Source organism: Kitasatospora sp. NPDC057738 (assembly GCF_042798815.1).
Taxonomy (GTDB): domain Bacteria; phylum Actinomycetota; class Actinomycetes; order Streptomycetales; family Streptomycetaceae; genus Kitasatospora; species Kitasatospora lactacystinica.
Window position 1 is genome coordinate 1 of the sequence record NZ_JBHVJT010000110.1, and the last position, 21,082, is coordinate 21,082.

General features: G+C 71.5%; 14 protein-coding genes. 12 read left to right on the plus strand and 2 right to left on the minus strand.

All coding sequences use genetic code 11. The features are described from left to right. Positions 1 to 139: 139 nt before the first annotated feature. The 3 genes from mycP to ACFVGO_RS36950 all read left to right on the plus strand — a co-directional run bounded on the left by mycP (position 140) and on the right by ACFVGO_RS36950 (position 3,465). Complete coding sequence (mycP, locus tag ACFVGO_RS36940) at positions 140 to 1,411, plus strand: type VII secretion-associated serine protease mycosin (RefSeq protein WP_359911621.1); 1,272 nt, start codon at positions 140 to 142, stop codon at positions 1,409 to 1,411. 155 nt (positions 1,412 to 1,566) lie between these two features. Continuing rightward, positions 1,567 to 2,106 carry a SigE family RNA polymerase sigma factor gene (locus ACFVGO_RS36945; protein ID WP_359911618.1) on the plus strand — a complete coding sequence of 180 codons (540 nt, stop codon included), beginning with the start codon at positions 1,567 to 1,569 and terminating at the stop codon, positions 2,104 to 2,106. 90 nt (positions 2,107 to 2,196) lie between these two features. After that, the gene (locus tag ACFVGO_RS36950) at positions 2,197 to 3,465 is read left to right on the plus strand and encodes a hypothetical protein (RefSeq protein WP_359911615.1); all 1,269 of its coding nucleotides are present in this window, start codon (positions 2,197 to 2,199) and stop codon (positions 3,463 to 3,465) included. Between the two features lie 81 nt (positions 3,466 to 3,546). On the opposite strand, the gene ACFVGO_RS36955 is transcribed toward ACFVGO_RS36950, so the two are convergent. Together ACFVGO_RS36955 and eccCa are read right to left on the minus strand one after the other, a co-directional pair. Beyond that, positions 3,547 to 4,950 carry an APC family permease gene (locus tag ACFVGO_RS36955; protein ID WP_359911612.1) on the minus strand — a complete coding sequence of 468 codons (1,404 nt, stop codon included), beginning with the start codon at positions 4,948 to 4,950 and terminating at the stop codon, positions 3,547 to 3,549. 465 nt (positions 4,951 to 5,415) lie between these two features. Next, positions 5,416 to 9,360 (minus strand): type VII secretion protein EccCa, encoded by a 3,945-nt coding sequence (gene eccCa / locus ACFVGO_RS36960; protein ID WP_359911609.1) that lies wholly within the window; start codon positions 9,358 to 9,360, stop codon positions 5,416 to 5,418. 359 nt (positions 9,361 to 9,719) lie between these two features. Between eccCa and eccD the strand changes: the two genes are divergently transcribed. The 9 genes from eccD (at position 9,720) to ACFVGO_RS37005 (ending at position 20,803) form a co-directional block, all read left to right on the plus strand. Next, positions 9,720 to 11,177 (plus strand): type VII secretion integral membrane protein EccD, encoded by a 1,458-nt coding sequence (gene eccD / locus ACFVGO_RS36965; RefSeq protein ID WP_359911606.1) that lies wholly within the window; start codon positions 9,720 to 9,722, stop codon positions 11,175 to 11,177. Positions 11,178 to 11,401: 224 nt separating this feature from the next. Then, the gene (gene rpsO / locus ACFVGO_RS36970) at positions 11,402 to 11,692 is read left to right on the plus strand and encodes a 30S ribosomal protein S15 (protein WP_031072625.1); all 291 of its coding nucleotides are present in this window, start codon (positions 11,402 to 11,404) and stop codon (positions 11,690 to 11,692) included. A 454-nt stretch (positions 11,693 to 12,146) separates the two neighbouring features. Next, a complete protein-coding gene (locus tag ACFVGO_RS36975) occupies positions 12,147 to 14,354 on the plus strand; it encodes a polyribonucleotide nucleotidyltransferase (protein ID WP_359911603.1) in 2,208 nt (735 codons plus the stop codon). Between the two features lie 140 nt (positions 14,355 to 14,494). Further along, positions 14,495 to 15,826, plus strand: a complete 1,332-nt coding sequence (locus ACFVGO_RS36980; protein ID WP_359911647.1) for a pitrilysin family protein — start codon at positions 14,495 to 14,497, stop codon at positions 15,824 to 15,826. Positions 15,827 to 15,858: 32 nt separating this feature from the next. Next, the gene (gene dapB / locus ACFVGO_RS36985) at positions 15,859 to 16,605 is read left to right on the plus strand and encodes a 4-hydroxy-tetrahydrodipicolinate reductase (RefSeq protein WP_359911600.1); all 747 of its coding nucleotides are present in this window, start codon (positions 15,859 to 15,861) and stop codon (positions 16,603 to 16,605) included. A gap of 40 nt (positions 16,606 to 16,645) precedes the next feature. Further along, entirely contained in the window at positions 16,646 to 17,104 is a 459-nt protein-coding gene (locus ACFVGO_RS36990) for a tetratricopeptide repeat protein (protein WP_359911597.1), read from the plus strand. Next, the gene (gene thyX, locus ACFVGO_RS36995) at positions 17,101 to 17,832 is read left to right on the plus strand and encodes an FAD-dependent thymidylate synthase (protein ID WP_359911594.1); all 732 of its coding nucleotides are present in this window, start codon (positions 17,101 to 17,103) and stop codon (positions 17,830 to 17,832) included. Before ACFVGO_RS36990 ends, thyX begins: the two co-directional genes overlap by 4 nt. Positions 17,833 to 18,047: 215 nt before the next feature. Next, complete coding sequence (gene dapA, locus ACFVGO_RS37000; protein ID WP_359911591.1) at positions 18,048 to 18,947, plus strand: 4-hydroxy-tetrahydrodipicolinate synthase; 900 nt, start codon at positions 18,048 to 18,050, stop codon at positions 18,945 to 18,947. A gap of 170 nt (positions 18,948 to 19,117) precedes the next feature. Beyond that, positions 19,118 to 20,803 (plus strand): ribonuclease J, encoded by a 1,686-nt coding sequence (locus ACFVGO_RS37005; RefSeq protein WP_359911588.1) that lies wholly within the window; start codon positions 19,118 to 19,120, stop codon positions 20,801 to 20,803. The last annotated feature ends 279 nt before the right edge of the window (positions 20,804 to 21,082 follow it).

Below are 21,082 nucleotides of genomic sequence, written 5' to 3' on the forward strand. Positions count from 1 at the left end.
ACCGGACGACCGAGGACGCCAACGCCAAGCTCTGGGGCTGACGTTCGGGTTCCTTGAGGAACGGCAGGGGGCGGGTACCCGGATTCCGGGCACCCGCCCCCGACGCGCGGCACGGGTGAACGACATGAGGGGTGGCAGGGTGTCCCGACACGGGTACCGGAAGGCGGCCGCGGCGATCGCCGCGCTCACGGTGCTGGGCGGCCCGCTCGCCGCCCCGGCGTACGCCGAGGGCGGGCCCGCGCTGGCCGCGGCCGGCGACTGCCCCAAGAACGCGCCCGATGTGCCGACCGTGCCGTGGTCGCTCCAGCGACTGCTGCTCAACGAGCTGTGGCAGGGCGGGAAGACCACCGGCGTGGGCGTGAAGGTCGCGGTCATCGACACCGGCGTCGACCTGGGCAACCCGCAGTTGGCGGGCCAGGTCCCGGCCGACTCCTCCGGTCAGAAGCTGGTCGACAAGCTCCAGGCGGGCTCCAACCTGCTGGTCAACCGGGAGACCAAGGAGCCGGTCAAGGGCGCGTCCGTCGAGGACCCGGTCGGGCACGGCACCAAGGTGGCCGGCATCATCGCGGCCCGGGTCAGGCCGCAGACCGGTTTCGTCGGACTGGCTCCCGACGCCCAGATCCTCTCGATCCGGCAGAACGACAGCGACGGAAACGGCGACGTCTCCACCCTGGTCCAGGCGATCAGGGAAGCGGTCGACAAGGGCGCCGGGGTCATCAACATCTCCCAGGACGTGCGCGGTGCGGGCGACGCCCGCTTCGGCGGGTACCAGGACCTGAAGGCCGCCGTCGAGTACGCGGAGTCGCGCAACGTCGTGGTGGTCGCCTCCACCGGGAACGACGGCAAGGAGGGCGACACCTACCCGGGCGCCTTCCCGACCGTGCTGGCCGTCGGCGCCTCCGACCGCAACAACGAGCGCGCGCCGTTCTCCCAGTACGGCAGCTTCGTGAAGGTCGCCGCGCCCGGTGTCGACATGCTGTCCACCGTGCCGGGGAGCGGCCAGTGCGTGGACAACGGCACCAGCTTCGCCGCCCCGTACGTCTCCGGCCTCGCCGCGCTGCTGAGGAGCGCCCACCCGAACTGGAAGGCGGCCCAGGTGCGGGCCTGGATCGAGCAGACCGCGCAGCGGACCCAGCGCGAGCCGGACAAGTTCATCGGCTGGGGTGTGGTGGACCCGGTCAAGGCCGTCACCAAGGCTCCTGAGGACGCGCCCTACGCGCCCGTCCCGGACGCCCCGGTGCAACTCGCCGCCGCGCCGATCGTGCCGCGCCCGGTGGGCCTCGGCGAGACCCAGGCCGACCGCGACGGCCGTACCGCGACGTACGTCGTGGGCGTCGGCGCGCTGCTGGTGGCCCTGCTGATCGGCGGCGGCGTGGTGCTGCGCGACCACCGGCGCAAGTCCGCCGACTGACGCCCGGCCGGCACCCGGCCGACTCCCCATCGATGCCCGCCCGGCGCCCGGCGCGGGCCGGCTCACCGAAAATCCGCCGGGACCCCTGTAACACCGCCGCCCGCCCGCCGCATCGATGAAGTGTCAGGGAGGGCGGACCGCGGGGGGCAGGGCGCATGAGGTGGATCGGGGCGGGCCGGGAGGCCAAGGACGCGGAGTTCCTGGAACTCGTCTCCGGCCGCACCGGCCACCTGTACCGCTCGGCCTGCCTGCTCACCAGCGGCGACACCCACTACGCCGAGGACCTCGTGCAGGAGGCCCTCAGCCGGATGTACGTGCTGTGGCGGCGCAGCGCCTTCACCGGCCGGGGCCGGATCGACAACCCGGCGGCCTACACCCACACCGTCATGGTGCGCACCTTCCTCGCCCAGCAGCGCCGCCGTTCCAGCGGCGAGCGTCCCAGTGACGTCCTGCCGGAGCCGGCGGGACACGACACCGACAGCACCCTGCGGCTGACCCTCCTCGACGCGCTCGGCCGGATGCCGCCCAAGGACCGCGCGGTCCTGGTGCTGCGCTACTGGGAGGACCGCAGTGTCGAGGAGACCGCCGAGGCGATGCGGGTCTCCTCCGGCGCCGTCCGCACCCGCACCACCAGGGCCCTGAACCGGCTGCGCGCCCTGCTCGGCGACTCGCTGACCGAGCTCGCCGCCCGCTGAGGCCGGCGGGCGCCCGGCCGTGCGGCGCTTCCCGCCATCCGTGACACGGCACTTCCCGCAACCCGCGACGCAAGGAGACGGTGAACACCCATGTCCGAACCGGACAAGTTCGAGGACGATCTTCTCTACGCCCTCACCCGTACGGGCGAAGGCTTCCGCACCGGACAGGCAGACCTGGTCGCGGGCGGCTACCGGCGCGGCCGCCGCCGCTGGCGCCGCCGCTCGACCGCCGCCGTGGTGGGCGGTGCGGCCGCCCTGGCCCTGGTGGGCACCGGCGCGGTGTTCCTGGGCGCCCCGGCCGGCAAGGACGCGGGCACGGTGAGCGCGGCCTCCGCCCCGGCGGGCGCCACCCCCGACGCCACCACCCCCGACGCCACCGGCAGCGCCGCCGCCGCGGCCACCCCGACCTCGGTGAAGTCCTCCGCTCCGACGGTGGTCTCCGGTGACGAGGTGGTGGCCACCTTCCGGGCACTCCTGCCCAAGGGCCAGGTGTCCGACGCGAAGGGGCATGGAACCGACGAGAACAGGGGGAGTTACGCGGACGCCAACCTGGTCTTCGACGATGGCCAGGGCCGGTCGCTGATGGGCCTCAGCATCCAGAAGCACCGCCCCAAGGACGTCCAGCCGCAGACCTGCCCGACGAACCTCAAGATCGCCTCGATGGACTCCTGCACCGTCACCGTCCTGCCGGACGGATCGAAGCTCATGCTCACCCAGGGCTACGAGTATCCGGACCACCGGGCCACCACCAAGGAGTGGCGCGCCTCGGTGGCCCGTCCGGACGGCGGGCTGATCGGCTTCAGCGAGTGGAACTCCCCCCAGGAGAAGGACGCGCCGGACAGCCGGCCCAACCCGCCGCTCACGCTGGACCAGCTGAAGGCCGTCGTCACGGACAAGTCCTGGGACCGGGTCGTCGCGGCCCTCAAGTTCGACGGCGTCGACACCGAGGCGATCGACCCGGGCCTGTCGCTGCAGGACCGCGAGACCGTCCTGACCGGGCTGTTGCCCTCCGGGGTGACCGTGACCGACCGCAGGAGCCGGGAGCTGCGGGCGGACTTCGACCTGGCCGGGGGCGGGCGGACCGGGACCCTGACGCTGACGGTCGAGAACTGGGCGAAGGCCCCCGACGACCGGCCGGGACCGGAGTCGTACCAGGACGCGGAGACCCTGCCGGACGGGACGAAGCTCCTCGTGCGCGGCGCGGTGGCCAGCGCCCCGAAGGGAGTGCTGGTCGTGGACGCGATGCGGCCGGACGGCATGGAGGTCCTGGTCACGCTGGCGTCGAAGGGCGATCCGCTGATGACCGCGGCGGAGCTGCGGGCGATCGCCACCAGCCCGGTGTGGAAGGCGAAGAAGTAGGCGCGGGGACCGGACGCGCACACGGCGGTGCCCCGGGCTGGGGGAGGCCCGGGGCACCGCCGTGTGGGGGAGGGGTGGGGGTCAGTCCTGCTGGTCCTCGGGGAGGCTGATCACCCAGCGGGTGTCCTGCCGGGGGCGCAGGTAGAACAGCCAGTAGAGGGTGGCGGCGGCGGTGATGCCGCCGGTCCACAGCAGGGGCTCGGTGTCCAGCTTGGTCATGACGTAGACCAGGACGGCGATCAGCACGATCGGGACGGCCGGCCACAGCGGCATCCGCCAGGCGGCGGCGTGCTTGTGGTGGGCGCGGCGGGAGAGCAGCGCGGCGATCGCGACCAGCAGGTACATCCCGGTGACGGCGACGCCGGTGATGTTGCTCAGCAGTTCGCCCTTGACGAAGCAGAGCGCGGCGCCGGGCAGGCCGACCGCCAGGGTGGCGATCCACGGCGAGCCGAAGCGGCCGAGGGTGCCGAAGGCCTTGTTGACCGGCTCCGGCCAGGCCTTGTCACGGGCGGAGGCGAACAGCACCCGGGAGTTCTGGATGACCATGACGATGCCGGCGTTGATGATGGCCAGCGCGACGCAGAGGCTGATGAAGGTGCCGACCGCGGAGTTGCTCCAGGCGGTGACCATGCCGGAGATGTCGCCGGCGGACAGGGTCTGGAGGTCGGGGGCGCCCATGGTGATGGCGACGACCGGGACCAGGATGATGGCCGAGGAGATGCCGAGCGTCCACAGCACGGTGCGCGAGACGTTGCGGCGGGGGTTCTCCAGCTCTTCCGACAGGTAGACCGCGGTGGAGAAGCCCTGGGTGATGAAGAGGGCGATGCCGAGCGCGCCGACGATGGCGCCCACGCTGACCGTGGTGGTGGCGCCGTTGTCCCCGGTGACCACGCCGTGCAGCAGGCTGGGGGCCCCGCTGTTGGTGTGGGCGAAGCCGAGCACCGAGACCACGCCGGCCGCGATGACCTCCAGGACCAGGAAGATGCCGGTGATCCAGGCGTTGGCACGCAGGTCGAGCAGGCCGGCCAGGGTGGCGGCCAGCATCACGGCGGCGCCGGTCATGGCCTTGTCCAGGTGCAGGACGGGGGCGAGGTAGTCGGCGGTGCCGAGGGCGATGACGGACGGGACGATCATCACCACGATCAGCGAGAGCACGAAGACCAGCCAGCCCATCAGCCGTCCGGCGAGGGTGCCGACCATCGCGTACTCGCCGCCGGCGCTGGGGATCAGGGTGCCGAGCTCGGAGTAGCAGAACGCGACCGCGACGCAGAGCACGGTGCCGATCGCGATGGCCAGCGCGGTGGCGCTGCCGATGCTGGAGAACAGTTCCGGCACGATCACGAAGAGCGTCGAGGCGGGCGTGACGCAGGACAGCGTGAGCAGGGTGCCGCCCACCACGCCGATCGAGCGCTTGAGCTGCTGGGGCGCGGCCGCCTCGGCCGCCGGGGCGGCTACGTTCTGTGGCGGACGAAGCGTGTCGGTCATGTGGCTTCCGATCGGCTCTGCGGTGCTGGAGTGGGAGCGGTATCGCCTCCGCTGGCTGGTTGCTCGGTGTCCGGTTCCAGTCGCTCCCTGGCCGCCATGGAACCTTGGGCGTATTGATTGCGTCAACGCCGGAACTGCTTCGGAATCCGTTGCGGTGAGCGGCGCGGACATGCGATCCGATGATCACTTTCGGTCATTGCGAGCTTTGTCCGACTTGTTACCTCGGCCACATTGCAATTGAATCGAAGGTGAAAAAAGGGGGAGCAGTGTGATTCAAAGGCCATGCTCCGGATGGACGGCGACACGCCAGGTGCCCCCGAAGCGCCCGGCAACTCCCCGGCCGGGTACGGGAACCGCAGCCCCCGCCCGGAAAGTGGCAGGTAACGTTTCGGAACCTGGGACGCCGAAGGGGCCGGACCCCACGGGTCCGACCCCTTCGCTCACCGTCCGTGACGGCCGGCGCGGCTACGCCACCGGCAGCCAGCCCGTCTGGACCATCTGCCCGCTGGTCACCCGGCGTGACACGTAGACGCCCCGGCCCGGCGGCAGCGCCTGCGGCTTGACCGTCCCCAGCAGCGCGCCCTCGTCCCGGTTGCCGGAGAGGATCACGCCCTGGCCGCCGAGCTCGCGCATCCGCTGCAGCACCGGCTCGTACAGCGAGCGGCCGGCGCCGCCCGCGCTGCGGGCCACGATCACCCGCAGGCCGATGTCGCGGGCGAACGGCAGGAACTCGGCCAGCGGGGCCAGCGGGTTGCCCGAGCTCGTCGAGACCAGCTCGTAGTCGTCGACGATCACGAACATGTCCTTGCCGCTGTACCAGCTGCGGTTGCGCAGCTGCTCGGCGGTCACGTCCGGGCCCGGCAGGCGGCGCGAGCAGGCGCCGCGCAGCATGTCGACGATGGCCGCCATGGCCGGCTGCGCGGCCGCGTACTCCACCAGGTACTCCGGCGGCACGGTGCCGAGCAGCGCGCGCCGGTAGTCGCCGACCACGATGCCCGCCTGGTCCGGGGTGTAGCGCTCGGTGATCTGCTTGATCAGCATCCGCAGCACCGCCGACTTGCCGGACTCGGTGTCGCCGAAGACGATGAACAGCGGGTCGGTCTCGAAGTTGACGAAGGCCGGCGCCAGCTCCGCCTCGTCCACGCCGAAGGCGACGCCGCGCTCCGGGTGCTCGAAGCCCTTCGGCAGCGAGTGGCCGTCCAGTACGGCCGGCAGCATCCGCACCTGCGGGGCGCGCGGGCCGGTCCAGGCCCCGTCGATGGCGCTGACCAGCCCGGCCACCCCGGTCTGGAGGTCGTCCACCGAGGAGGAGCCGTCCAGGCGCGGCAGGCCGGACAGGAAGTGCAGCCGTTCCGGGGTGATGCCGCGCCCGGCCAGCGGCGGGACGTTCTGCGCCACCCGGCGGTCGACCTCGGACTCCATCGCGTCACCGAGCTTCAGCTCGGTGCGGTTCTGCAGCAGGTCCTTCAGCGCCGGGCGCACCTCGGCGTACCGGGCCGCGGTGATGACCAGGTGCACGCCGTAGCCGAGGCCGCGCTGGGCGATGTCGCCGATCACCGGCTCCAGGCCCTCGAACTCCTGCTTGAAGGTGTTCCAGCCGTCGATCACCAGGAAGACGTCGCCGAAGGCCTCGTCCGGCAGCTGGCCGGCCGCCCGGCGGGCCCGGTAGGTGCCGATGGTGTCGATCCCGGCGGCCCGGAACAGCTCCTCGCGCCGGTTGAGCACCCCGTGCACCTCGGAGACCATCCGGCGCACCTTGTCCACGTCCAGGCGCCCGGCCACCCCGCCGACGTGCGGCAGCCCGGCGAGCGACTGGAAGCTGCCCGCGCCGAAGTCGAGCAGGTAGAACTGCACCTCCAGCGGGGTGTGGGTGAGGCCGAACGAGGCCACCGTGGTGCGCACCACGGTGGACTTGCCGGAGCGCGGGCCGCCCACGATCAGGCCGTGGCCGGCCGCCCCCGCGTAGTCGACCTCCAGGATGTCCGTCTTCTGCTCGCGCGGCTTGTCGACGATGCCGATCGGCACCCGCAGCCGGCCCGCCGGGTAACCGGGCGCGGTCAGTCCGCGCTCCGGCACGACCTGCAGCGGCGGCAGCAGGTGGTCCGTGCTCGGCGCCTCCTCCAGCGGCGGCAGCCACACCTGGTGCGCGGCCGGGCCCTGGCCGGCCATCCGCTGGACGAACACGTCCAGCACGGTGTCCACCAGGGCGTCGTCCTGCTCCGGGGCCTGCGGCGCGACCTCCTCCTCCACCGGGTCCGGCAGGTCCACGAAGGCCGCGGTGAACTCGACCGGGCGCGCGTTGACCCGCCGCCCGCCGGTCGACCGCTGCTGCCCCGGCGCCCGGTACGGCCCCGAGACGTAGGCGGCCTTGAACCGGTCCATCACGTCCTCGCCGAACTTGAGGTAGCCGACGCCCGGCACCGGCGGCAGGTGGTAGGCGTCCGGTACGCCGATCGCCGCCCGGGACTCCGCGGCCGAGAAGGTGCGCAGACCGATCCGGTACGACAGGTAGGTGTCCAGGCCGCGCAGCTTGCCCTCCTCCAGGCGCTGCGAGGCCAGCAGCAGGTGCACGCCCAGCGAGCGGCCGATCCGGCCGATCTGGATGAACATCTCGATGAAGTCGGGCTTGGCGGTGAGGAGTTCGGAGAACTCGTCGATGATCAGAACGAGCGAGGGCAGCGGGTCCAGTGCCGCGCCGGCCGCCCGGGCCCGCTCGTACTCGTGGATGTTGGCGTAGTTGCCCGCCGAGCGCAGCAGTTCCTGGCGGCGGTGCAGCTCGCCCTCGATCGCGTCGCGCATGCGGTCGACCAGGGTGAGCTCGCCCTCCAGGTTGGTGATCACCGCGGAGGTGTGCGGCATGTCCGCCATGCCGGAGAAGGTCGCACCGCCCTTGAAGTCGGCGAGGACGAAGTTCAGGATCTCCGAGGAGTGGGTCATCGCCAGTGCCAGCACCAGCGTGCGCAGCAGCTCCGACTTGCCGGAACCGGTCGCGCCCACGCACAGGCCGTGCGGGCCCATGCCCTCCAGCGCGGCCTCCTTGATGTCCAGGTAGACGTGCTCGCCGTTGGCGCCGACGCCGATCGGCACCCGCATCCGCTCGTGCTGGGCGCGCGGGCGCCAGCTGCGGGCCACGTCGAAGGAGCCCGGGTCGCCCGAGCCCATCATGTCGGTGAAGTCGAGGTTGGACAGCAGCGGCTCGTCGTCCCCGCCGGCCGAGATCCGGTACGGCGCCAACTGCCGGGCCAGCGCCTCGGACTGCCACACCGACAGCAGGTCGGGCTTGCCGGTGTACGTCGCGCCGGAGGCCGAGCGCAGCACCAGTTCCTCGGCGCCGACCGTCACCATCAGGTGCCCGCTGGGCTCGTCGACCTCGCCCGGCACCACCTCGATGACGGTCACGCCCTGCACGCCCTCCGGGCTCGCCAGCAGCGATTCGTGCGGCACCCCGGCGCCGTCCATGACGACCACCAGGTGCGGCTGGTCGGACGGCGGTGCCACTTCCCGCACGAAGCGCTGGCGGCCGGCCAGTTCGTCCTGGAGCAGGTACTCCAGGTCGCCCAGGTCGCTCGCGAACAGCCGGCGCGAGCCCGCGCCGTCGGCCTCCTTGCGGTGCTGGTTGTGCGGGAGCCACTTGGTCCACTCCCACTCGTCGGCCGCACCGGGCGCGGCCGCGACCGCGACCATCAGGTCGTCCGGCGAGTGCAGGGTGGTCAGCTGGGCGATCATCGCGCGCACGTTCCCGTACACCGAGTCCGGGTCCCCGCACACCGTGATGTGGTAGAACGCCCGCAGCGAGACCGCCAGGGGCAGGTCCTGGAGGGTGCCGTGGGCCTTCAGGAAGGAGTGCATCGCGGCCGCCGACAGCGGCTCCAGCTCGTCCATCGGCGCGGTCTGCGGCGCCACCAGCGGCGTGGACAGCTGCACCGGCCCGAGGCCCACCCGGATCTGCGCGAAGTCGCCGTCCCCGGTCCGCCGTTCCCACAGCCGCCGGCCGTCCTCGACGATCGACCAGAGCTGGTCCGGCGCCGGGTTCAGGAACAGCAGCGCGCCGCGCTGGCGCTCCGCCGTGCGGCGCACCTGGCGGCGGGTCTGCTGGAGGTACTTCAGGTAGTCGCGCCGCTCGTCCGCCATCGCGGTCGAACCGCCCTTGCGGGCCCGGACGATCTGCGCCAGCACCATGCCGAGCGTCGAGGCGATCATCAGACCGCCCATGATCTTCATCGGCGCCGCGGCCCCCGGCGAGAAGAAGAACACCGCCGATCCACCCATGCCCATCATCGGCAGGATGCTCATCAGCCAGTCCTCGCCGCCCTGCCGGGGCAGTTCGGGCGGGCTGACCAGCTCCACCGGTTCGTCCGGCACGGTGGGCGGGTACGCCCTGGCCGGTCGCTTGACCGTGATCACACCCATGTGTCATCCACCCCGCGGCGTCGATCGATCACTTCGGTATCAGCCCTCACGCGATTGCGTACGGTCCGTACGGGAATCCGGTGGCTGAGGACGCCCCACCCAGCGCAGCCCCCGTACCTTTGCGCAGGCGCCGATCCTAACGGTCGCCCCCGCACCGCCCGCCAGGGCCCGGTACGCACCGGCAGCGGACACGAACCGAACGGGTAGGGTAACGCCGCGCCAACTCGCGGCCCGGCCGGGCCGGTTCCACAGCAACACCGAGCGCCGCCGTGCCTCGGCACCGTCAACAAGGGGGAGCGCCAAGTGCGTCGAAGGATCGAGGTGGGTGCCCTCATGGGCGAGCGCAGCGAGGTGGACGCATGAGCGCCACCGCGACGGGCTACTGCCGGGTGACCGTCGTCGCCCCGGACCGCCGGATCGACGTCGCCCTGCCCGAGGACGTCCCGCTCGCGGACGTCTACCCCGAAGTGCTGCGCCTGGCCAACCAGAGCCAGCCCGACGGCACCCCCACCGGCTTCCACCTGGTCCGCCGCGACGGCACGGTGCTCGACAGCGGGCTGCCGCTGGCCGCCCAGCAGGTCCGCGACGGTGACCTGCTGGCGCTGCGCCCGTTCGCCGAGTCGCTCCCGCCGGCCGTCTACGACGACGTCGCCGACGCGATCGCCAGCGCCGTCGAGGCCGACCGCCGGTTCTGGACCGCCGAGCTGATGCGCGGCTTCGGCCTGATCGGCGCCGGAGTGCTGCTCACCCTGCTCGGCTTCGCGCTCTGGTTCTCCGACCTGCGCCACGACATGCACGGCCTGCCCGGTGTCCTGGCCGGCGTCAGCGCCGTCGTGCTCACGGCGCTCGCCGGGGTGCGCGCCCGGGTCTACCGGGACGCCCACGCGGCCGTCGCGCTCGGCCTCGGCGCGCTGCCGCACGCCATGATCGGCGGCAGCGGCCTCATCGCCGTCGCCCACCCGGGGGACGGCCCCGGCCGGCTCCAGTTCCTGGCCGGCTGCGTCGCCGTCCTGGTGGTCTCCGTGCTGCTGGCCGGCCTGCTGCCGGAGAAGGACGCGGTGTTCGTCGCCGCCGCCCTGGTCTCCACCGCCGGCGCGCTCGCCACCTTCGCGGCCGTCCTGCTGCCGCAGACCCCGGCCGGGCACATCGCCGCCGTCACCGGCGTCGCCGCCGTCGCCGTGGTCGGCTTCCTGCCGAGCCTCTCCGCCCGCTTCGCCCGGCTGCCGGTCGGCTTCAGCGCCCCCGGCCAGACCCGTACCCGCAGCCGCGACTACGACGAGGAGGCCGAGCGCGCCGAGGCCGTCCAGTACGAGCGGATCGCGCACCAGGCCCGCCGCGGCCACGAGGTGCTGGTCGGCCTGGTCGGCGGCTGCGCCGCGGTCGTGGTCGGCGCCTGCGCCGTCCTCGGCTTCACCGACGAGACCTTCCCCGAGCTGCTCGCGCTCGCGCTGGGCCTGACCACCATGCTGCGCGCCCGGCTGTTCCGCTACACCGCGCAGGTGCTCAGCCTCACCGTGGCCGGCCTGCTCGGCCTGAGCCTGCTGATCGTCGGGCTCTCCCTGCACACCCCGCAGTTCTTCCTGCGGGCGGCCGGCTCCACCACCGAGCTCGACCTGCGCACGATCTGGCTGACCGCCTCGATCGCCTTCGGCGCCGCGCTGCTCACCGCGATCGCCCTGGTGGTGCCGCGGCTCGGGGTCTCCCCGTTCTGGGGGCGCATCCTGGACCTGGTGGACAGCCTCACCCTGATCTCGCTCGTCCCGCTGGCGCTCGCCGTCCTGGACGTCTACCGGCTGGTCCGCGGCGCCACCGGCTGACCCGCGGGCCGCCCGCCGCGGCCCCCGATGCCGCCCTCCCGGCCGCCCGCGGATCCACCGGACGGCCGGGTGGGGCGGCACTGGTACGCTTGGCCTCCGAGCGCAGCCGTGTGTCCGCAGCCCCGTCGTGGGCCGCAGGGCGTCGGCGGTGCTCGCGACACCGAGTTCTCGATGAGTCCTGTGCTGTCGACCAGGACCGCTCGGTAGACCCCGAAGGAGTTGCAGTGGCTCTCGCCTCTGACGTCAAGAAGCAGATCTTCGCCGAGTTCGGCCAGAAGGAGGGCGACACCGGTTCCCCCGAGGTCCAGGTGGCCATGCTCTCCCGTCGTATCTCGGACCTGACCGAGCACCTCAAGACCCACAAGCACGACCACCACTCGCGTCGTGGCCTGCTGATCCTGGTCGGCCAGCGCCGCCGCCTGCTGCAGTACCTGGCCAAGAAGGACATCGAGCGCTTCCGTACGCTCGTCGACCGCCTGGGCATCCGCCGCGGTGCCGCCGGTGGCGCCCGCTAAGACCGCCGCTCGGGGCGGCTCCCCACACCGGGGAGCCGCCCTTCGCGCGTATGCCGCGGCGATCGGGCCGCGGCGCCCGCAGATAACAACTCGCGCGCACCTCCCCAGGTGGCCGAGGATTGCACCGTAGGGTTGTGGGCATGCCGGGTGATGGCGCAAACAGCGCGCCACCCGGGCAGAAGGACCCGAACCCCCCGCGGGACGAAGGCTTCAAACGGAAGCCGCCCGCATCCGAGAGAGCGTCCAGACGCGGACCGCCCAAGCCGGCCCGGCAGCCGTGAGGCGCCGGTCCTCGGTAGTGGCCGTCGGAACCCCCGCAGACCGAGCGGGGCACTCCGGAGGCTTCGATCGAAGACCGGCCCGACTGCCGCCCTCCTGGCGAGGGCCCGGGGCCCACCGCAGGCAGTACGCGGGGACGCTCTCCCGGAGACGTACGAAAGAGGAGATCTTCCAGGTGGAAGAGAACGTGTTCTACGCCGAGGCCGTGATCGACAACGGTTCCTTCGGCACCCGTACCATCCGCTTCGAGACCGGCCGTCTGGCCCGTCAGGCCGCCGGTTCCGCCGTGGCCTACCTGGACGACGACACCATGGTGCTGTCGGCCACCAGCGCGTCCAAGCAGCCGAAGGAGCACTTCGACTTCTTCCCGCTGACGGTGGACGTCGAGGAGCGGATGTACGCCGCGGGCCGTATCCCCGGCTCGTTCTTCCGTCGCGAGGGCCGGCCCTCCGAGGACGCGATCCTCACCTGCCGCCTGATCGACCGCCCGCTGCGCCCGTCCTTCGTCAAGGGCCTGCGCAACGAGGTCCAGGTCGTCGTCACCGTGATGGCGCTCAACCCCGACCACCTGTACGACGTGGTCGCCATCAACGCCGCCTCCGCGTCCACCCAGCTGGCGGGCCTGCCGTTCTCCGGCCCGATCGGTGGCGTTCGCGTCGCGCTGATCAACGGCCAGTGGGTGGCCTTCCCGACCCACAGCGAGCTGGAGTCGGCCGTCTTCGACATGGTCGTCGCCGGTCGCGTCCTGCCGGACGGCGACGTCGCGATCATGATGGTCGAGGCCGAGGCCACCGACAAGACCATCAAGCTGGTCGAGGGCGGCGCCGAGGCGCCGACCGAGGAGATCGTCGCCTCCGGCCTGGAGGCCGCGAAGCCGTTCATCAAGGTCCTGTGCGCCGCGCAGTCGCAGCTGGCCGCCCAGGCCGCCAAGCCGACCGGCGAGTTCCCGGTCTTCCTGGACTACCAGGACGACGTCCTCGCCGCGCTGAGCGCCGCCGTCAAGGACGAGCTCGCCCAGGCCCTGACCATCGCGGGCAAGCAGGAGCGCAACAACGAGCTGGACCGCGTCAAGGCGCTGGCCGCCGAGAAGCTGCTGCCCGAGTTCGAGGGCCGCGAGAAGGAGATCAGCGCCGCCTACAACGCGCTGACCAAGAAGATCGTCCGCGAGCGCGTCATCAAGGACAAGGTCCGCATCGACGGCCGCGGCGTCACCGACATCCGCACCCTGGCCGCCGAGGTCGAGGCCATCCCGCGGGTGCACGGCTCGGCCCTGTTCGAGCGCGGCGAGACCCAGATCCTGGGCGTCACCACGCTGAACATGCTGCGCATGGAGCAGCAGCTGGACACGCTCTCCCCGGAGACGCGCCGCCGCTACATGCACAACTACAACTTCCCGCCGTACTCCGTCGGTGAGACCGGCCGCGTGGGCTCGCCCAAGCGCCGCGAGATCGGCCACGGCGCGCTCGCCGAGCGCGCCCTGCTGCCGGTGCTGCCGACCCGCGAGGAGTTCCCGTACGCCATCCGGCAGGTCTCCGAGGCGCTCAGCTCCAACGGCTCCACCTCGATGGGCTCGGTCTGCGCCTCGACCATGTCGCTGCTGAACGCCGGTGTGCCGCTGAAGGCCGCCGTCGCCGGCATCGCCATGGGCCTGATCTCCCAGGAGATCGACGGCGAGACCCACTACGTCACGCTGACCGACATCCTCGGCGCCGAGGACGCGTTCGGCGACATGGACTTCAAGGTCGCCGGTACCCGCAACTTCATCACCGCCCTCCAGCTGGACACCAAGCTGAACGGCATCCCGGCGTCGGTGCTCGCCGCCGCGCTGAAGCAGGCCAAGGACGCCCGCCTGCACATCCTCGACGTGATGAACGAGGCCATCGACTCGCCCGACGAGATGTCCCCGAACGCGCCGCGCATCATCACCATCAAGATCCCGGTGGACAAGATCGGTGAGGTCATCGGCCCCAAGGGCAAGATGATCAACCAGATCCAGGAGGACACCGGCGCCGAGATCACGATCGAGGACGACGGCACCATCTACATCGGTGCCGCCGACGGCCCGGCCGCCGAGGCCGCCCGCACCACGATCAACCAGATCGCCAACCCGACCATGCCGGAGGTCGGCGAGCGCTACCTGGGCACCGTGGTCAAGACCACGACGTTCGGCGCGTTCGTGTCGCTGATGCCGGGCAAGGACGGCCTGCTGCACATCTCGCAGATCCGCAAGCTGGCCGGCGGCAAGCGCGTCGAGAACGTCGAGGACGTCCTCGGCGTCGGCGCCAAGGTCCAGGTCGAGATCGCCGAGATCGACCCGCGCGGCAAGCTCTCCCTGATCCCGGTCGTCGAGGGCGAGGAGGGCGGCGAGGCCGCTTCCGAGTGAAGCGCCGCTAGCTGACCCCGCGGCCCGTACGCCTCCCGGCGTGCGGGCCGCACCCCGTTGTCCACGCGTTCGTCCGTACGTGCCCATCCACACGTGCGTTTCCTCTGGAGGTACCCCCCGTGGCGCAGGCCCCGGCGGTAATGCAGCGTCCCGGCACCACCCGGACCCTGCTCAAGGGCGTCGACGGCGCCGGGACGGTACGCCGCACCGTCCTCCCCGGCGGCCTTCGGGTCGTCACCGAGACCCTGCCCACGGTGCGCTCCGCCACCTTCGGCATCTGGGTCGGCGTCGGCTCGCGGGACGAGACCCCGCAGCTCAACGGCGCCACCCACTACCTGGAGCACCTGCTCTTCAAGGGCACCGAGCGGCGCAGCGCGCTGGACATCTCGGCCGCCCTGGACGCGGTCGGCGGCGAGATGAACGCCTTCACCGCGAAGGAGAACACCTGCTACTACGCCCGGGTCCTGGACACCGACCTGCCGCTGGCCATAGACGTGGTCTGCGACATGCTCACCGGCTCGCTGATCCGGCCCGAGGACGTGGAGTCCGAGCGCGGCGTCATCCTGGAAGAGATGGCGATGGCGGAGGACGACCCGGGCGACGTGGTGCACGACCTGTTCGCCAAGGTGATCTTCGGCAGCGGCCCGCTCGGCCGCCCGATCCTCGGCACCCAGGAGACCATCAGGACGCTCACCCGGGACCAGATCGCCGGCTTCTACCGCCGCCGCTACCGGCCCGAGAACCTGGTCGTCGCGGCGGCCGGCAACCTCGACCACCGCAAGGTGGTGAAGCAGGTCGAGCAGGCCTTCGCGGCGGTGCTGGCGGCCTCCACCGCGGCCCCCGCGGAGGCCCGCCGCGGCGTCAAGGCGCTGCGCACGGCCGGCCGGGTCGAGGTGCTCAACCGCTCCACCGAGCAGGCCCACCTGGTGCTGGGCGTGCCCGGCGTGCCGCGGCACGACGAGCGCCGCTGGGCGATGGGCGTGCTCAACGCGGCCCTCGGCGGCGGGATGAGCTCCCGGCTGTTCCAGGAGGTCCGCGAGAAGCGGGGCCTGGCGTACTCGGTCTACTCGTACTCCTCGTCCTACGCGGACAGCGGCCTGTTCGGCATCTACGCGGGCTGCCAGCCCAAGCGGGTCGAGGAGGTGCTGCGGATCTGCCGCGCCGAGCTGGCCAAGGTGGTCGAGGAGGGCATCACCGAGGAGGAGCTGAACCGGGCGATCGGCCAGATCTCCGGTTCCACCGTGCTCGGCATGGAGGACACCGGCTCGCTGATGAACCGGATCGGCAAGGCCGAGCTCAGCTACGGGCACCACCTGTCGGTGGACGACATGCTGGAGCGGATCGCCGCGGTGACCCTGGAGGACGTCCACGCGGTGGCGCGTGATGTGCTGGGCGCGCACCGGCCGTCGCTCGCGCTGATCGGCCCGGTCAATGACAAGCGGGCCGCCAAGCTCGCCGACCTGCTGGTCTGATCCGCTGATTCCCAGGTGAGAGGAACTTTGCTATGACGCTGCGTGTCGCCGTGATCGGCGCCAGGGGTCGGATCGGCTCCGAGGCGGTCAAGGCCGTCGAGGCCGCGCCGGACCTGGAGCTGGTGGCCGCCCTCGGCCGCGGCTCGAAGCTGGAGGAGCTGACCGAGGCCGGTGCCCAGGTCGCCGTCGAGCTGACCCATCCGGACTCGGTGATGGGCAACCTCGACTACTGCCTGGACCACGGCATCCACGTGGTCACCGGCACCACCGGCTGGACGGACGAGCGGCTCGCCACCGTCCGCGGCCGGCTGGCCGAGGCCCCGGAGCTCGGCCTGCTGATCGCCCCGAACTTCTCCATCGGTGCCATCCTCGGCATGAAGTTCTCCCAGATCGCCGCCCGGTACTTCGAGTCGGTCGAGGTGGTCGAGCTGCACCACGACCGCAAGGCCGACGCGCCCAGCGGTACCGCCACCCGCACCGCCCAGCTGATCGCCGCCGCCCGGGCCGAGGCCGGCCGGCCGCCGCAGCAGGACCCGACCACCCACAGCCTGCCCGGCGCGCGCGGCGCCGACGTGGACGGGGTGCCGGTGCACGCGGTGCGGCTGCGCGGCCTGCTCGCCCACCAGCAGGTGATGTTCGGCGACACCGGTGAGACGCTCACCATCCGGCACGACTCGCTGCACCACAGCAGCTTCATGCCGGGCATCCTGCTGGGCGTGCGCAAGGTCGTCGGGACTCCGGGGCTGACCTTCGGCCTCGAACACTTCCTGGACCTGTGACAGTGTCGATCCGAACCGAGCCGACTCCCGGAGGGGCCCGATGACCTCCCGTACCGGTTTCTTCGTCCTGTCCGGCGTGCTGCTGCTGGTCGCCCTGGTCTGCGTGGGCGAGGGCGTCCAGCTGATCGCGACCGGCAAGCCGCTCGGCATCGGCATCGGGATCTGCGCCTTCGTGATCCCGGTGATCGGCGTCTGGTTCCTGCGCCAGACCGTCCGCTTCGGCCGGGACAGCGAGCGGCTGGCCCACGAACTGGAGGCCGAGGGCGGCCTGCCGGTGGACGAGCTGAAGCGCAGCAAGGGCGGGCGGATCGACCGGGCCTCGGCCGACGCGGTGTTCGCCCGCCGCCAGGCCGAGGCACAGGCCGCGCCGGGCGACTGGCGGGTCTGGTTCCGCCTCGCCGTGGCGTACGCCGACGCCGGCGACACCCCGCGCGCCCGCAAGACCATGCAGCACGCCATCAAGCTGCACAGCACCGAACCCGCAAGGAGTAACGCGTGAGCGACGAACCGACGGCCCCCAGCTTCCGCAGCGACGTGACGGTGGAGCTGGTCCGCAGCGCCGCCGCCGACTCGGACGTCATCTGGGCGGCCCGGGTCTCGACCGCGGGCGAGCAGTCCCTGGAGGCCCTCCAGCAGGACCCGGAGAAGTCCAAGGGCCTGATCAACTTCCTGATGCGCGACCGGCACGGCACGCCGTTCGAGCACAACTCGATGACCTTCTTCATCAGCGCGCCGATCTTCGTGTTCCGGGAGTTCCACCGGCACCGCAGCGGCTGGTCGTACAACGAGGAGTCCGGCCGCTACCGCGAGCTTCAGCCGGTCTTCTACGTCCCGGGCGAGGAGCGCAAGCTGGTCCAGCAGGGCCGCCCCGGCAAGTACGAGTTCCACGAGGGCACGCCGGAGCAGCACAGCACCACCACCGGGGCGATGGAGGCCGCGTACCGCGAGTCCTACGCCCGCTACCAGGAGATGCTGGCCGCCGGAGTGGCCCGCGAGGTGGCCCGCGCGGTACTGCCGGTGGGCCTGTTCTCCTCGATGTACGCGACCTGCAACTCGCGCTCGCTGATGCACTTCCTGTCGCTGCGCACCCGGCGGGAGAACTCGGCGGTGCCGTCCTTCCCGCAGCGCGAGATCGAGATGGTCGCCGAGCAGATGGAGGAGCAGTGGGCCCGGCTCATGCCGCTCACCCATGCGGCCTTCGAGAAGCACGGCCGGGTCGCCCCCTGACCTGGGACGACCGGCATACGGGCAGAGTGTCTGGCATGTCTGGATTGCGGCTTATCTAGCCGCTCCCTACATTCGTGAACACGGATTCCGGTGCTGCCCGAACCCCCGAGCGGGCAGCACCGGAATCCCACGTCCGCGCCACCGACGCGCTACACCTGTCCGAACACTGGACCGGCATGGGTAACGCCCCACCGCCTACGAGTAGCTTTGGACGCATGGCTCCGACCTCCACCCCCCAGACGCCGTTCGGCCGGGTCCTGACCGCCATGGTCACCCCGTTCACCGCCGACGGCGCGCTCGACCTCGACGGCGCCCAGCGCCTCGCCACGCACCTCGTGGACTCCGGCAACGACGGCCTCGTCGTCAACGGCACCACCGGTGAGTCCCCGACCACCAGCGACGCCGAGAAGGCCCAGCTGGTCCGCGCCGTGGTCGAGGCGGTCGGGGACCGCGCCCACGTGGTCGCCGGCGTCGGGACCAACGACACCCACCACAGCGTCGAGCTGGCCCGGCAGGCCGAGGCGGCCGGAGCGAACGGCCTGCTGGTCGTCACGCCGTACTACAGCAAGCCCCCGCAGGAGGGCCTGTACCGGCACAACGTCGCCGTCGCCGACGCGACCGGGCTGCCGGTCATGCTGTACGACATCCCGGGCCGCAGCGGGGTCGCGCTGAGCCACGAGACGCTGGTCCGCCTCGGCGAGCACCCGCGGATCGTCGCCAACAAGGACGCCAAGGGCGACCTCGGCGCCGCGGCCTGGGCGATCGCCCGCTCCGACCTCGCCTGGTACTCCGGCGACGACATCCTCAACCTGCCGCTGCTGTCCGTCGGAGCCGTCGGCGTGGTCAGCGTCGTCGGGCACGTGGTGGCCGGGGACCTGCGGGCGATGATCGAGGCCTTCCTGGCGGGCGATGTGGTCAAGGCCACGAGCATCCACCAGCGCCTGCTCCCGGTGTTCAGCGGTATGTTCCGCACCCAGGGAGTGATCCTCGGCAAGGCCGCGCTGGAACTCCAGGGACTGCCCGCCGGCCCGCTGCGACTGCCGCTGGTCGGAGCGACGCCCGAGGAGATCGAGCGATTGAAGCAGGATCTCGCCGCCGGCGGGGTACACCTTTGACAGACACGGACGTGCGCGCCCCGGCTCGCCGGACCTCCCAGGGTCCGCCGCTGAACCGGTCCGAAGGCGCGAGAGCACAGACCCAGTAGGAAAACGACACTGAGTACGCGCGCCATATGTCTCCAGGGGGAGGACCCCGGGCATATGGCGTGCGTCGTGAGGAGAGTCTTTTGAGCCACCCGCACCCCGAGCTCGGCGCGCCCCCGGCACTGAAGGAGGGCGCCCTCCGCATCACTCCGCTCGGCGGCCTCGGCGAGATCGGCCGCAACATGACGGTCCTCGAGTACGGCGACCGCATCCTGATCATCGACTGCGGCGTCCTCTTCCCCGAGGACGAGCAGCCCGGCGTGGACCTGATCCTCCCGGACTTCAGCTACATCCGGGACCGTCTCGACAAGGTCGACGGCATCGTCCTCACCCACGGGCACGAGGACCACATCGGCGCCGTCCCCTTCCTCCTGCGGGAGAACCCGGACATCCCGCTGATCGGCTCCAAGCTGACCCTGGCGCTGATCGAGGCCAAGCTCGCCGAGCACCGCATCCGGCCGTACGTGTTGGAGGTCAAGGAGGGCGAGCGCGAGCGCATCGGCCCCTTCGACTGCGAGTTCATCGCCGTCAACCACTCCATCCCGGACGCCCTGGCGGTCGCGGTCCGCACCCCGGCCGGCATGGTCGTGGCCACCGGCGACTTCAAGATGGACCAGCTGCCGCTGGACGGCCGCCTGACCGACCTGCCGACCTTCGCCAAGCTGGCGGAGGAGGGCATGGACCTCCTGCTGGTGGACTCCACCAACGCCGAGGTCCCCGGCTTCATCCCGCACGAGCGGGACATCTCGGCGGCGCTGCGGAACGTCTTCGCGAACGCCGACAAGCGGATCATCGTGGCCTCCTTCGCGAGCCACGTGCACCGCATCCAGCAGGTCCTGGACGCGGCCCACGAGTACAAGCGCAAGGTCGCCTTCGTCGGCCGCTCGATGGTCCGCAACATGGGCATCGCCCGCGACCTCGGCTACCTGAAGGTCCCCGGCAACATGGTCGTGGACGTCAAGCAGCTGGACGACCTGCCGGACAAGGAGGTCGTGCTGATCTGCACCGGTTCGCAGGGCGAGCCGATGGCGGCGCTGTCCCGGATGGCCAACCGCGACCACCAGATCCGCATCGTCGAGGGCGACACCGTCGTCCTGGCCTCCTCGCTCATCCCGGGCAACGAGAACGCCGTCTACCGGGTGATCAACGGCCTGACCCGCTGGGGCGCCAAGGTCGTGCACAAGGGCAACGCCAAGGTGCACGTCTCCGGCCACGCCTCGGCCGGCGAACTGCTCTACTTCTTCAACATCTGCAAGCCGCGCAACCTGATGCCGGTCCACGGCGAGTGGCGCCACCTGCGCGCGGCCGCCGAGCTGGGCATCGCCACCGGGGTGCCGCGCAACCGCGTGGTCATCGCCGAGGACGGTGTCTGCGTCGACCTGGAGCGCGGCGTCGCCCGCATCGTCGGCAAGGTGCAGGCCGGCTACGTCTACGTGGACGGCTCCTCGGTCGGCGACATCACCGAGGCCTCGCTCAAGGACCGCAGGATCCTCGGCGAGGAGGGCTTCATCTCGGTCTTCGTCGCGGTCGACTCGACCAACGGCAAGATCGTCGGTGGCCCGACCATCCAGGCCCGCGGCTCCGGCATCGACGACAACGCGTTCGTCCCGGTGGCCGCCAAGCTCCAGGAGGCGCTGGACCGCTCGGCGAGCGACGGTGTCCTGGAGCCCCGTCAGGTGCAGCAGCTGGTCCGCCGCACCATCGGCAAGTGGGTCGCGGACAACTACCGCCGCCGGCCGATGATCCTGCCGGTCGTCGTCGAGGTCTGACGCTCGCTCAACACCGGCTGAGGCCGGTTTGACGTGGGGCAACCCGGTGCGTAATGTTCTCCGGGTTGCCCCACGGGACGGCCCCTCGGAAACGGGCTCGAATCTGAATTCGAGAACGACCGGGGAAAACGGACCGAGAAACTCTGATAGAGTTCGGGAGCGCCGAAAGGCGAAAGCGAATCGAATGAATGAAACTCCGGAAAACGGAGCGGAAAACATCTGATAAGCTGGAAACACGAAAGAACGAAGCTCGGAGGGTCCGCTGGAAGGCGGTCCGAA